The organism is Vibrio mytili (assembly GCF_000830505.1).
GTDB lineage: Bacteria > Pseudomonadota > Gammaproteobacteria > Enterobacterales > Vibrionaceae > Vibrio > Vibrio mytili.
This window is the reverse complement of the sequence record NZ_JXOK01000010.1, coordinates 67,680-81,438: the sequence shown is the minus strand read 5'-3', so window position 1 is coordinate 81,438 and position 13,759 is coordinate 67,680. Positions and strand designations below refer to the sequence as shown.

General features: G+C 45.4%; 9 protein-coding genes and 1 pseudogene. 2 read left to right on the top strand and 8 right to left on the bottom strand.

The window, feature by feature from the left end; all coding sequences use genetic code 11:
• Window positions 1-133: 133 nt before the first annotated feature.
• Window positions 134-1,180 carry a GlxA family transcriptional regulator gene (locus SU60_RS04745; RefSeq protein ID WP_128814610.1) on the top strand — a complete coding sequence of 349 codons (1,047 nt, stop codon included), beginning with the start codon at window positions 134-136 and terminating at the stop codon, window positions 1,178-1,180.
• A gap of 425 nt (window positions 1,181-1,605) precedes the next feature.
• Here the strand turns inward: SU60_RS04745 and SU60_RS04740 are convergent, their stop codons facing one another.
• The 8 genes and pseudogenes from SU60_RS04740 to SU60_RS04705 form a co-directional block, all read right to left on the bottom strand.
• Entirely contained in the window at window positions 1,606-2,985 is a 1,380-nt protein-coding gene (locus tag SU60_RS04740; RefSeq protein WP_041154563.1) for an L-serine ammonia-lyase, read from the bottom strand.
• A gap of 14 nt (window positions 2,986-2,999) precedes the next feature.
• A complete protein-coding gene (gene purU, locus SU60_RS04735; protein ID WP_041154562.1) occupies window positions 3,000-3,866 on the bottom strand; it encodes a formyltetrahydrofolate deformylase in 867 nt (288 codons plus the stop codon).
• Between the two features lie 111 nt (window positions 3,867-3,977).
• A complete protein-coding gene (locus SU60_RS04730; RefSeq protein ID WP_041154561.1) occupies window positions 3,978-4,646 on the bottom strand; it encodes a sarcosine oxidase subunit gamma in 669 nt (222 codons plus the stop codon).
• Window positions 4,639-7,656, bottom strand: a complete 3,018-nt coding sequence (locus SU60_RS04725) for a sarcosine oxidase subunit alpha (protein WP_041154560.1) — start codon at window positions 7,654-7,656, stop codon at window positions 4,639-4,641. The genes SU60_RS04730 and SU60_RS04725 overlap by 8 nt, the downstream gene beginning before the upstream one ends.
• Before the next feature lie 12 nt (window positions 7,657-7,668).
• The gene (locus tag SU60_RS04720; RefSeq protein WP_041154559.1) at window positions 7,669-7,953 is read right to left on the bottom strand and encodes a sarcosine oxidase subunit delta; all 285 of its coding nucleotides are present in this window, start codon (window positions 7,951-7,953) and stop codon (window positions 7,669-7,671) included.
• 13 nt (window positions 7,954-7,966) lie between these two features.
• Window positions 7,967-9,220 (bottom strand): sarcosine oxidase subunit beta family protein, encoded by a 1,254-nt coding sequence (locus SU60_RS04715; protein ID WP_041154558.1) that lies wholly within the window; start codon window positions 9,218-9,220, stop codon window positions 7,967-7,969.
• A 77-nt stretch (window positions 9,221-9,297) separates the two neighbouring features.
• Window positions 9,298-10,559, bottom strand: a pseudogene (gene glyA / locus SU60_RS04710) (serine hydroxymethyltransferase).
• Window positions 10,560-10,915: 356 nt separating this feature from the next.
• Entirely contained in the window at window positions 10,916-12,043 is a 1,128-nt protein-coding gene (locus SU60_RS04705) for an FAD-binding oxidoreductase (RefSeq protein WP_041154557.1), read from the bottom strand.
• A 385-nt stretch (window positions 12,044-12,428) separates the two neighbouring features.
• Between SU60_RS04705 and SU60_RS04700 the strand changes: the two genes are divergently transcribed.
• Window positions 12,429-13,688, top strand: coding sequence for an aromatic ring-hydroxylating oxygenase subunit alpha (locus SU60_RS04700; RefSeq protein ID WP_041154556.1), 1,260 nt, complete (start codon window positions 12,429-12,431; stop codon window positions 13,686-13,688).
• Window positions 13,689-13,759 lie beyond the last annotated feature (71 nt).

Genomic DNA, 13,759 nt, shown 5'->3' with positions numbered 1-13,759 from the left:
CCCCTATGTCTGATTGGACCATACTGATTGAGATTATTTGGGTATAGTTGTCTAGCTTGTAGTATGTTAAAAATACACCAGAGATACCGTATCTCTTTAAAGGACAGCCTCTTTGTATATGAGTGAAAAGTAAATGCAGGCAACACCGCCATCAGCCACACAATCGACCCAACCTCCAATTAGAATCGGTTTTATTCTTCAGCCGCACTTCTCCTTAATGGCTTTCACTGCGGCGATGGATGTACTGATTACCGCAAATCTAGTGCATGAAACAGAATTGTTTCATATCCAAACTTTTGGTATTGATTCCCGTAAGGTGCTTAGCGATATCGGAATAGATATCGCAACCGATGCAACCGTTGCATCTTTGAATCTGCACAATAGGGGCGCTCTAGATTGGTTATTTGTTTGTGGAGGTTATCGTTGCAGCACTTCACCGTCTGCAGACTTGAGCGATTGTTTATCTTCTGCCCATAAGCAACAGGTCAGCTTAGGAAGCATTTGGAACGGAACAGTTGCCTTAGCACATGCGGGGGTAATTGAAGATAAGACTGCTTGTGCCGTCCACCCAAACAGCCACCAGTTCATCCATACCACATTTCCCACATTGTCCCTGTCGACACACACTTATGAGGTCACAAACCAGAGTGCAAGTTGCGCGGGTCCAAACAGTGCCATGGAAATGATGCTCACCATTATTGAAGATCAATTTGATAAGACATTAGTACGTGCGGTAAGAGAAATTCTAAGCTGCGATCAAGCCTCCGAAGGGAGACAGGCGATTTTGCACAGTAAGACGAGTAACAAGCGAACAATGGATGCGTTGGCTCGGCCAGAAGCGTTAGAAGACGCAATATCTCTGATGGAGGCGAATATTGAAGAACCCCTGACTCCAGATGAGCTCGCGCGTTTTTTAAATATGTCGCGAAGACAGTTAGAGCGGCTGTTCCAAACCCATTTAGACATTTCACCTTCACGGTATTATTTGAAGCTGCGTCTGCTGTTTGCCCATACCGAATTAGAAGAAAAAAGAGAGCCTATTATCCAGGTGGGCCTGAGCTGTGGCTTTGTCAGCAGCAGCCACTTTAGCAACTGTTTTAAAGACTATTTTGGTTATACGCCAAGTCAACTGCGTCAAAATATCAAGAATAATCCAGCGCACCATTTCTCTCGCAGCTAAAAGAACAGCAGTTACACTAAAAGAGCACGCACGCTAAAAGAGCTCAAGCCGTTAGTAAAACACAAACGCTGAGCAAAAAAGATGAAGGCACAGATCACTCTGTGCCTTCTTGGCTTATCCCCGATTAAAGAATTGATATCTAGGGTCTGTTGATGTTTCGTGGTTAAATTTCGTTCGAGATAAAAGCGTTTTAATCGCGGCGAGAGGTTTGTAGCCTAGTCATTCTAAGCAAAACACCTCTCAACAAAGAGTAAAACGCTTTTAGCCGAACCCTTCGGGCAGCGTTTGTGGCTCCTTTCTACTGCGTTATCGGCTTATCAGGTAGGGCAACTACATTTCAAAGCCTCTGCCTTGTATAAAGAACCCACAAACTGCTGCAAAAATCATCTCGAAACGTCAACAGACCCTAAGACGAGAGAAAGATATCAACACTCGATCACATTAACAGCTAAGCCACCTGTTGATGTTTCTTTGTATTTGTCTTGCATATCAAGACCAGTATCACGCATGGTTTTGATCACTTTATCAAGAGAGACGAAATGTTCTCCATCACCTCTCAACGCCATCTGAGCCGCGTTAATGGCTTTCATTGCAGCAATCGCATTACGTTCGATGCAAGGCACTTGTACTAGCCCACCAACTGGGTCACAAGTTAATCCAAGGTTATGTTCCAATCCGATTTCTGCCGCATTTTCGATTTGCAGTGGATTACCACCAAGCACAGCACAAACACCCGCTGCCGCCATCGCGCAAGCGGAGCCAACTTCCCCCTGACACCCTACTTCAGCGCCTGAGATAGAGGCATTTTTCTTACACAAAATACCAATGGCAGCCGCCGTCAGCAAAAAGTCGACGACTTGTTCGTCAGAGCAATCAGGGGTAAATTCTTTAAAATACATTAATACCGCTGGAATGATCCCAGCAGCTCCATTTGTAGGAGCCGTAACCATACGACCACCAGCGGCATTTTCTTCATTAACCGCTAATGCGTATAAGTTCACCCAATCCATACCACTTAACGTCGAGCTGATGACGTTTGGGTTTTGGCAATAAACCAAAGAATCGAATAATTTCTTTGCCCGCCTCTTCACATTGAGCCCACCAGGCAATACGCCTTCAGCACTCAGTCCATTGGAAATACAAGACTTCATCGCATGCCAAATAGTCAGCAAGCCATCTCTGATTTCTTGCTCTGTTCGCCATACTTTTTCGTTCTCCAACATCAATTCACTGATACTTAATTGATGTTGTTTGCACAACTCAAGCAGCTCTTCGCCACTATTAAAGTCATAAGGAAGTAACGCTTCCTCAGAAGTTAAACTCTCCGAATTGGCTTCTTTCTTATCGAGAATGAATCCACCACCTACCGAGAAGTAAATATTTCTATATAGCGTTTTACCTGCATCACCGATGGCTATTATTTCCATCGCATTTGGGTGATAAGGATGAACTTCACGTAAAAACTTCATGTCATTTTCCCAATCGAAGTGCACAAGTTTTTTACGTTTTAGCCACAGGTCACCACCTTGTTTTAACTCTTTGGTGATCACCGGTATCATCGTGGTATCAACAGTGTCAGGGAGCTCTCCCATCAGCCCTACCACCACTGCAGAATCAGTTCCATGGCCGATGCCTGTCGCGCTCAGTGACCCCATTAACTTGACGACAACTCGCTGCGTTTGATCGATAAGATCTAACTCATCAAGCTCATCAGAAAAACGTTTAGCTGCGACCATAGGTCCAACGGTATGAGAACTCGATGGCCCTACGCCAATTTTAAACAAATCAAAAACACTGATAGACATCCTTATCACTCCTATCAATGACTAAGAATAATAGTGCGAGTACCGGATAAAAATACCCGTTTCTCCACATGGTGTTTGACCGCATTAAACAAGGTAATACGCTCAACATCTTGGCCTTTTGCAATCAAGTCTTCTGGATAGTGGGCATGCCCTACTTCTTGAAGACCCTGTGAAATGATCGGTCCTTCATCCAAATCATTGTTCACATAATGAGCCGTCGCACCGACCATCTTCACGCCTTTTTCCCAAGCCTGATGATAAGGACGCGCACCTTTAAAGCCAGGCAACAACGAATGGTGAATGTTAATCGCACGTCCGCTTAATCGCTCGCATAACCACGGAGACAGAATTTGCATGTAACGAGCGAGAACAACCAATTCGATGTCATACTCTTCGAGTAGGCGAACGATTTCCGCTTCTTGATCCGCCTTCGTTTCGGGCGTAATCGGCAAATGATGGTAAGGAATGCCATGCCACTTAGCCAACTCTTCTAAATCTGGGTGATTTGAGATGATTACAGGAACTTCGACATTCAACTGTCCTGTACGAAAGCGATAAAGTAAATCGTTCAAACAGTGATCGTATTTTGAAACCAAAATTGCCATGCGCATGCGGTGTCCGGATGCGGTGAGGTTCCATTCCATCGCAAAATCTTTCGCTCTGACACCAAACTCTGAATCAAATTGCTGAGGGTCAAAATCAGGTTCAGCAGGAATAAACTCAATACGAATAAAAAACTGCCCCGTAGCGCGATCATCAAATGATTGAATCTCATTGATATAGTGACCAACACTCGCCAGATAGCGCGTAACAACGTCTACCGTACCAGCGACACTTGGACAATGTGCGGTAAGGATCCAAGTTTGAGTTGAATTTTCCATAGTTCCCTCTACTCATGGTGTAGCCGGTACTTACCGTACCGGCTCGATAACAACCTAGTTAGGTTCAGTTTGCTTTCAGTTAGCATTAGCCAGTTGGCTATTTAGCAACGTCTATTTAGCGATGGACAAACCAAACTCTAAACTTGCATCTTGAATCCACAGCCATAAGTAGTCTGCAAAGCTACGGCGGACAACCAGCTCGAACTTGTCTTCTTCCAAGCGACGAATGATCGCGCCACTTTTCGCAAAGATAGTGGAAACCACTTTACCGACTGGGAACTCGTCGAGATGGACATCAATCGGTGTTGACTTTTTAAGTACATCAACAGCATGAGCGCCGGATAACTCTAAAATTGTCGAGCCACCACTGCCGTTAACCAACGAATAATGCCCTTTTACTTGCTCACGGAACGCAGTTTCCACATCAAATGCGGCTAGACCAGGCACGGTAATAAGCCATTCATCCGGAGATAACCAACGTGCGGTATACTCACCTTTTGACGTTGATGTTAATGGCTCCAATGGCAGCGAGAAACCTAGAATAGAAGACACCGTATCGATAATATCTTTGTTTTCTGGATTACAACGCAAAGTTAGGTGTCCCATCAGCTTGACTTCTTTCAAAATCACACCTTGGCGATCCGGTGGCATGCTTGCCAGTTTATCGAGATCAGCGTGATGCAAAGGAGACTCACCAAAAATCTCACCACCAGGGATTTGGTTCATCAGATCAACCAATGGTTGTGCATTTTCTTGTTCAATCAAAGTTGTATCAGACATGTTGGCGCTCTCCCTTTGGATCCAAAAATACAGTGCTGCAAATTTCCGCTTCAATCACGCTACCATCCGCTTGTGGATAGAAGACCTTCTCTCCCATTCGGTCCAAGCCACCTTTAACAAAGCCCATTGCAATACTGCGATTTAGGTTTGCACTCCAGTAACTTGAAGTAATGTGACCAACCATTGGTACAGGAATCGGCGCATTCGGATCAATCACACCCTGTGAGCCTTCTGGGATGACAACATTAGGGTCAATTGTTTTAAGGCCAACCAGCTGTTTACGGTTTTCTCTTACACAATCTTCACGAGCCATACCACGCTTACCAATGAAGCTAAATGGTTTGCTGTTCGCAACACACCAACCCATACCTAGGTCGTACGGATGGACACTGCCATCGGTATCTTGACCAGCAATGATGAAACCTTTTTCTGCACGTAATATATGCATCGTTTCTGTGCCGTACGGCGTAAGATCGAATTTAGCGCCATGTTCGAACAGTTTTTTCCAAACATGTAAGCCGTAGTTAGCTTGCACATTGATTTCGAAAGACAGTTCACCTGTGAATGAAATTCGGAATATACGAGCTGGTACACCAGCAACCGTCGCTTGTTTCCAATCCATAAACGCAAAGTTTTCTTTGCTTAAGTCACAATCGGTCAGCTCTTGAAGCAGTTTGCGGCTGTTTGGTCCAGAAATTGTCGCGGTTGCCCAGTGATCCGTCACTGATGTGAAATACACTTCAAGCTCTGGCCACTCTGTTTGATGGTACAGTTCCAACCACTCAAGAACACGGGCTGCACCACCTGTTGTGGTTGTCATCAGGAAGTGGTTCTCTGCGAGACAAGACGTTACGCCATCGTCGAATACCATTCCGTCTTCGCCACACATTAAGCCGTAGCGACACTTACCGACTGCAAGTTTGGCCCAAGCATTACTGTAGATACGACCTAAGAATTCACGAGCGTCTTTACCTTGAATATCAATCTTACCGAGCGTTGAGGCATCAAGAATACCGACAGAATTACGTACCGCCAGACATTCACGATCCAGGGTCTGTTGCATGGTTTCGCCAGATTTAGGGAAGTACCATGGACGTTTCCATTGACCTACATCTTCAAACTCTGCGCCATTGTCTAAATGCCACTGGTGCATTGCAGTGTAACGCTTAGGATCGAACAGCTCTTGACAGTGACGTCCCGCTATTGCACCGAAAGTAACCGGCGTGTAGTTCGGACGGAAGATCGTTGTGCCTGTTTCAGGAATCGACTTATTCAACGCGTTCGCAGCGATTGCCATACCGTTGATGTTGCCTAGTTTACCTTGGTCAGTACCAAAGCCCATGGCGGTATAACGCTTAACATGCTCGATAGACTCAAAACCTTCACGACAAGCTAACTCGATACCTGCAGCGGTTACATCGTTTTGGAAATCAACAAATTGTTTTGGTGCTTTCGATGTCTTTTTCGGATGTGGAATATGGAACAATGCCATTGGTTTTGCTACCGAAACGTCATCAGTCGTTGGCAACGTAACATCCACTGCACTTAGGCCAAGCTCTTGAATCGCTTTGTTGCCCGCTTCGATACCCTCTTGCATTGCGCCTTTGGTTGTAAAGTTGCCATTGATTGCACCAGCGATAAGCTGCTTCTGCTTCGTTTCGCCTGGAACAAAACCAATCACTTCTTCGTTCCATACTGGGCGGCTGCCTGTATGACAAGAAAGGTGCACGGCTGGGCTGTAGCCACCAGACGTTGCAACAGTATCGACTTGTAATGTCTCGCTCGAACCTTCGACTTTCTTGCCGCTTGCATCAAGCTTATTGATACGTACACCAGTCACGCGCTTGCTGCCTGTTGCTTCAATAATCGCAGCGCCTTTGATGACACGAATCCCTGCTTTAATCACACGCTGAATGAGTTCGCTGTCTGCATTTACACGTGTATCCACAACCGCACTCACCGTACGTCCAGCTTCGTGCCAATCCAGCGCTGTCTGATAACCGCTGTCATTAGTTGTCATTACAGCAAGCTTTTCGCCCGGAACGACAGCGTAACGGTTAATGTACGTAGATACTGCACTACATAGCATGCTGCCTGGCAAATCATTGTTACCAAAGACAAGTGGACGCTCATGCGACCCTGAGGCCAATACAACCCACTTAGCTCGAACTCGGTGAAGACGCTGACGAGCAGTATGTTTTGGAGCTAAATCCATAATGTGATCAGTGCAACGCTCATGAATCGTCAAGAAGTTATGATCGTGGTAACCGTTCACGGTTGAACGTGGTAAAAGCATCACTTCTGGACATGATTTTAGCTCAGTGAGAACCTCTTTCACCCACTCTGTTGCAGGCTGATTATCAACTTTTTCCTTAGTGTTGAGTAGGTTACCACCCATCTCGCTCTGCTCATCGGCAAGAATAACGCGTGCACCACTGCGTGCAGCAGTCAATGCAGCCATTAAACCAGCAGGGCCGGCACCAACAACAAGTACATCGCAATGCTGGTTAAGGTTTTCGTAACGGTCTGGGTCGTTCTCTAATGGTGAACGGCCTAAGCCCGCAGCACTACGAATGTATTTTTCGTAGGTTTCCCACATGGATTTAGGGTACATAAAGGTTTTGTAGTAAAACCCTGGCGGCATCATCGAACCACCGACTTTACCGACCAGTCCCATGAAGTCGTTATCAACGTTCGGCCAGCCGTTAGTTGATTGACACACTAGCCCGTCATAGAGCTCTTGTTGAGTCGCACGGATGTTAGGAACTTGAGTTGCTTCTGTCGCACCAAGCTGGAAGATTGCATTCGGCTCTTCTGCCCCTGCCGCGATGATGCCGCGTGGACGGCTATATTTAAAACTACGACCAACAACATCCACGCCGTTTGCGAGTAGTGCTGAAGCCAGTGTGTCACCAGTGTGACCTTGGTATGACTTACCATTGAATTCAAAAGTGATCGACTTGGACTGATCGACTCGACTTTGTGATGAAATACGATTTACTTGTGTCATCCTTAACACTCCTTACTCTGCAGCCAGTGAAGGTTGCTCTCCGATCTTGTAGACTTCTTTAATTTCGTAAGTCTGTGTGTCGCGTGTCATATTAAAGAACTTGCGACACCCCGCTGAGTGCACCCACATCTCATGGTGAAGACCACGTGGGTTTTTACGGAAGAATAAGTATTGGCCCCATTCTTCATCAGTACAGCTGTCTGCATCTACCGGACGTGTAATGTGAGCCTGTCCTTTGGCATGAAATTCTTCTTCTTCGCGATACTCACAGCAGTGAGGGCAATAAATCAGAAACATAATTCTTCTCCTGTTAGTGCGCTACGCCCGCAGCACCGTGTTCATCGATCAATGCACCATTGTTGAAACGGAACATTGAGAAAGGTGCTGCAAGTTCGTGCATTTCACCTTTAGCCAAGCTCGCAGCAAATACATTGCCAGATCCAGGGGTTGCTTTAAATCCACCGGTACCCCAACCACAGTTGAAGAATAAGTTTTCAACTGGTGTTTTCGTCATAATCGGACATGCATCAGCAGTGGTGTCAACGATACCGCCCCATTGACGGTTCATGCGTACTCGAGAGAAAATTGGGAACATCTCAACGATCGCCTGTACCGTATGTTCGATAGTGGAATAAGAGCCACGTTGACCGTAACCGTTATAACCATCGATACCAGCACCAATAACCAAATCACCTTTGTCTGATTGACTCACGTAACCGTGTACGTGGTTTGACATGACGACCGTATCTAGAATTGGTTTAATTGGCTCAGATACCAACGCTTGCAGAGGGTGAGATTCCAATGGCATTTCAAAACCCGCCATTTTTGCTAACACGCCAGAGTTACCTGCAACCACACAACCTACTTTGTCAGCCTTGATTTCACCGTAGCGGTTCGTTTTCACACCAACAATAGCACCGTCTTCGATGATCATGTCGACCACTTCAGTTTGTTGGATAAGGTCAACACCCATGCTGTCAGCGCCACGAGCGAAGCCCCACGCTACCGCATCGTGTCGAGCGACCCCTGCGTTTGCCTGCCAAGATGCACCAAGAATTGGGTAACGAGTGTTCGCAGAACAGTCCATGTGCGGAACCAGTTCTTTTACTTGTTGTGTGTCAAGCACTTCACCTTGGATGCCATTTAGACGGTTCGCTGCAACGCGACGCTCGATGTCACGCATGTCTTGTAACGTGTGGCCTAAGTTGAGACAGCCACGTCGAGAGAACATCACGTTGTAGTTGAGGTCTTGTGACAAGCCATCCCACAACTTCAGTGAATGTTCATACAGAAATGCAGCTTCATCCCATAAATAGTTAGAACGAACGATGGTTGTATTACGAGCTGTATTACCGCCACCTAAATAACCTTTTTCAATAACCGCAACGTTAGTAATCCCGTGCTCTTTCGCTAGATAGTAAGCCGTCGCCAAACCGTGACCGCCACCACCAATGATGATCACATCATATTTCTTTTTCGGAGTAGGATTGCGCCAAACACTTTGCCAGTTTTCATGGTGAGATAATGAGTGTTTAAGTAGACCAAAACCAGAATAATGCTGCATTTGTCTGTTCCTTCATTTCAGCTAAAACAAAATATCTTCTGCTATTTTTAGTACGCAGGTGATTGTTAGTACCCAGGTTATTGGTATGCAGGGAAATCACGACAGAGTGACTTAACCTTGCCTCCTACTAGTTCAATCGTACTTGCTAGCGCTTGAGGGTCATCAAGTACATCAAGAATGTCGGCAATCCAACCAGCTAACATTTCACACTCAGACTCACCAAAGTTACGTGTAGTAATTACGGGCGTACCGATACGTAGGCCTGAAGTGACGAATGGCGATTGTGGATCATCCGGTACCGCATTTTTGTTCACGGTAATGCCAGCCAAACCCAGTGCTGCATCAGCTGCTTTACCCGTCAGTTTTTGGCGAATTAGCTAAGCAAAAATAGGTGGTTGTCTGTACCGCCAGAGACAACATCAAAACCACGCTCAATAAAGACTTTTGCCATTGCTTGTGCGTTAACCACGACTTGTTTCTGATATTCAGCAAATTCTGGCTCTAACGCCTCTTTAAACGCCACTGCTTTTGCTGCAATTACGTGCATCAGTGGGCCACCTTGACCACCAGGGAAAACAGCAGAATTGATCTTTTTCTCTAGCTCTGCGTCGCGAGAAACAATCAAACCACCGCGAGGACCGCGTAGAGTTTTATGAGTCGTTGTGGTTACGACATCCGCAAAAGGGACTGGGCTTGGGTAAACGCCTGCAGCAACCAAACCTGCGACGTGTGCCATATCAACAAATAGGTAAGCTCCAACTTTGTCGGCGATATCGCGGAAACGTTGCCAATCAACCACTCGAGAGTATGCCGAGAAACCAGCGACAATCATTTTTGGTTTGTGCTCTAGCGCCAATTGTTCTACTTGCTCGTAGTCAATTTCACCCGTTTCAGCATTTAGACCATACTGAACCGCGTTATAAATTTTTCCTGAAAAGTTAACATGGGAACCATGCGTCAAGTGACCACCGTGAGCAAGACTCATACCTAACACAGTGTCACCCGGTTCACATAAAGCCATGTAAACGGCAGCGTTTGCTTGAGAGCCAGAGTGTGGCTGTACGTTGGCATATTCCGCACCAAACAGCTGTTTTGCTCGTTCGATCGCCAGAACTTCCACATCATCAACGTATTTACAGCCGCCGTAGTAGCGTTTTGCTGGGTAGCCTTCCGCATACTTGTTGGTTAATTTTGTGCCTTGCGCTTGCATAACGCGAGGGCTGGTGTAGTTCTCAGACGCAATCAACTCGATGTGATCTTCTTGTCTCTCTTCTTCTTTTACAATCGCCGCCCACAACTCATTGTCGTACGTTTCGATATTTTGGTTTTTGTTAAACATATCTTCTCCTTGAAACTTATTTCCCTTGAAGGTTTACGGCACGACAACGAATTTAAATCGTTACGAATGAAACCTAATCGACAACTCAATAGTAATTAATTTGCAATATCGCGCTTGCGTAAATACGACAAAATCTGCGGATTTGCGACATCATTAAATTTATTATTAAACAAAAAAAAGCAGGCTTGCGCCCTGCTAAAATCCCGATATAAATCAATATCTAATACATTTAACAACATACCCAAACCTCATCAATATTACGAAGGTTTTTGGTATATTTATTACAAATCATTCTGCATTACATGCATTAATATTACAGAAGTTCATATTTCCAATGTAATTACATGACGGAAAGTTTAACACTCAATAACGACATTTCCGTTCGGTACACTACAGCAAGAAAGAATATATCCTTCAGCGACATCTTCATCGGTAATTCCTCCGTTATGACTCATTTCGACATCACCTTTTACTTTCTTCACTTTACATGTACCACAAATACCCATACCGCATGCTTTGGGTATTGTCAGCCCAGCTTTGGCGGCTGCGGCATGGACTGTTTCACCCGGAGCAACCTGGACTTGTTTGTCACTTTCGGTGAACATCACTTCGATAAGATCGCTATCCTGTAATAGATCCGCTTCTTCTGCTGCAATTTCTGCATCTTGAACCGCTTGTTCTTCTACCCCAGCAGGTGCTTCACCGAACGCTTCCTCATGGTAACGTTCCATGTTAAAACCAAGTTTCACCAAGATGTTTTTCACCGCGCGCATATACGGCGTTGGTCCACAACAGAAAATTTCGCGCTCATGCAAATCTGGGGTGATCATCAAAAGCTTAATATCATCTAAGTAACCGCGATATCCCGACCAATTTTGTCCGGATTCCAAACGCTCACAGATGAGATGAAGTTGGAAGTTCGCGATGCGCGAAGACATGAACTCCAGTTCGCGATGGAAGATGATGTCTCTTGGTGTACGCGCACTATGGACAAAGGTTACATCGACATCACTATTGGTGTCATAAATCCAGCGTGCCATTGACATCAGTGGCGTGACGCCGACTCCTCCTGACAACAAAAGTACCTTTTCAGAAGGGAAGTCAATACTATTGAAGTTCCCTACCGGTCCATGAACTGCAAGCTCGGAGCCTTCATCTAAATTATCGTGAATCCAGTTTGAGACAAAACCTCCTGGTACACGCTTCACGGTAATTGAAAAACTGTAAGGCACAGAAGGTGAGCTAGAGATAGTGTAAGAACGGAACACTTGTTCGCCTTCAATATCCAGTTCAAGCGTGACAAATTGTCCAGGTTTGAAGAAAAACATCGTCGGCTGATCGGCCATGAAACAAAATGTTTTGGTGTCCCAAGTCTCTTGAATGGTTTTTACGCAGCGAACAGCATGACGACCATTATCCCAAATTTGAGTTTCTACAGGTATAAAAGAGCCACTGGTGGCTAGAGAGTTAGTTGGGGTATTCATATCCGGCTTCTCCGCAACGGTTCATTTTCAAGCACTTCCAACATTGACCTAGTCGTTCTTGCTGGCACTGGTAGTATTGGGTTCCCTCCATGGGTTGTGCTTATTTTGATTAAAATGACCCTTGCTAATTGTCTATTAACGACACGGCCTTATCCAAAACAGTCACCTCAAATAAAATATATGATTCGGTGTCTTAAATAGGCATAGTCAGTGTCGCATTTAGACCACTTCTTAACCTACCAATAATGGCAGGATATCTCCGAGCCAGCCATCGACCTACTATTAGTAAGGCTGTTAGCCAAAACTAATAATAAGGCTGTTGTCCCAAACGCATGGAAGCCCCTAGTCGGGCATATCGTCCACATTTTCTGGAAGAAGATAGACAATGACACAAAACGATATTCTCAACATAAGCTACTCGAGCATCGAAGTCGCTCGAGAAGAAATGAAAAAAATGCTCAGTGAGCGACGTCCAGATTATTCACTACCGCGTCCACTGTACAATGACCCACTGCTGTTCAAAATTGATGTGGAAGAGATCTTCCAGAAAGAGTGGCTATTTGTCGGTATGACAAGTGAAGTGCCAACCAAAGGTGATTACTTTACGGTAGAAATCGCGCAGAACCCTGTGTTGATTGTCCGCGATGCCGAAGGCCAAGTGAACGCATTTCACAATGCTTGTCGTCACCGTGGCTCTCGTATTTGTTTAGAGCACAGAGGTAAAGTGGCCAACTTAGTTTGTCCTTATCACCAATGGACTTACGACACCAAAGGTAACTTATTGTTTGCCGGTACTGAAATGGGCGATGAGTTTGATATGCAAAAACATAAACTCAAACCAGTTCATTGTAAGACCGCTGGTGGCTTTATTTTTGTTTGCCTTGGTGACAATCCACCAGAATCAGACTTTGATGAGTTTCTCGCTACATTAGAAGAGTACATGGAACCGTACGACGTCGAAAACACCAAGATTGCCGTCGAGTCGAATATGTATGAAAAAGCTAACTGGAAGCTAGTTCTTGAAAACAACCGTGAATGTTATCACTGCAACGGTAGCCACCCTGAACTGCTCAATACGCTTCTGGAATGGGACGACACCAACGACCCTCGCGCAACAGAAGAATTCTTAAAATACTACGAACGTATGGCGGCGGAATGGGACGCAGAGTCGATCCCGCACGAACACAAAAAGTATGGCAGCAGAAACCGTCTTGTGCGTATGCCTCTGAAAGAAGGTAGCTCGGTCATGACGATCGATGGCGCACCGAGCTCTAAAAAGATGCTAGGTCGCATTAAAAACGACAAGTTGGGTTCACTACGTATTTTGCACCTGCCGAATTCTTGGAACCATATGCAAAGCGACCATTTTATCGTTTTCCGCGTGCTGCCAATCTCAGCTCAGGAATCTATGGTTACCACCAAATGGTTCGTTCACAAAGATGCGATTGAAGGCGTGGATTACGATCCTGAAAATCTTCGTCGTGTATGGGATGCAACTAACGAACAAGACCGTCGATTAGGTGAAGAGAACCAACGTGGGATCAACTCTCTCAGCTACGAACCTGGACCTTATTCGAAAACTTACGAGTTTGGTGTCATTGATTTCGTTAACTGGTACTCAGACAGAATTCAAGAAAAGCTGTAGTTAACGATCTATCGCTAACCATCTATCGTTAGCAATCTATCGTCAATAAACTGCAGCTCAGCAATGCTCCA

What these genes read in the sequence shown, in the direction of transcription:
- SU60_RS04745 (WP_128814610.1), top strand. Translation starts at nt 134, where the DNA reads ATGCAGGCAACACCGCCATCAGCCACACAATCGACCCAACCTCCAATT.
- SU60_RS04740 (WP_041154563.1), bottom strand. Translation starts at nt 2,985, where the DNA reads ATGTCTATCAGTGTTTTTGATTTGTTTAAAATTGGCGTAGGGCCATCG.
- purU (WP_041154562.1), bottom strand. Translation starts at nt 3,866, where the DNA reads ATGGAAAATTCAACTCAAACTTGGATCCTTACCGCACATTGTCCAAGT.
- SU60_RS04730 (WP_041154561.1), bottom strand. Translation starts at nt 4,646, where the DNA reads ATGTCTGATACAACTTTGATTGAACAAGAAAATGCACAACCATTGGTT.
- SU60_RS04725 (WP_041154560.1), bottom strand. Translation starts at nt 7,656, where the DNA reads ATGACACAAGTAAATCGTATTTCATCACAAAGTCGAGTCGATCAGTCC.
- SU60_RS04720 (WP_041154559.1), bottom strand. Translation starts at nt 7,953, where the DNA reads ATGTTTCTGATTTATTGCCCTCACTGCTGTGAGTATCGCGAAGAAGAA.
- SU60_RS04715 (WP_041154558.1), bottom strand. Translation starts at nt 9,220, where the DNA reads ATGCAGCATTATTCTGGTTTTGGTCTACTTAAACACTCATTATCTCAC.
- SU60_RS04705 (WP_041154557.1), bottom strand. Translation starts at nt 12,043, where the DNA reads ATGAATACCCCAACTAACTCTCTAGCCACCAGTGGCTCTTTTATACCT.
- SU60_RS04700 (WP_041154556.1), top strand. Translation starts at nt 12,429, where the DNA reads ATGACACAAAACGATATTCTCAACATAAGCTACTCGAGCATCGAAGTC.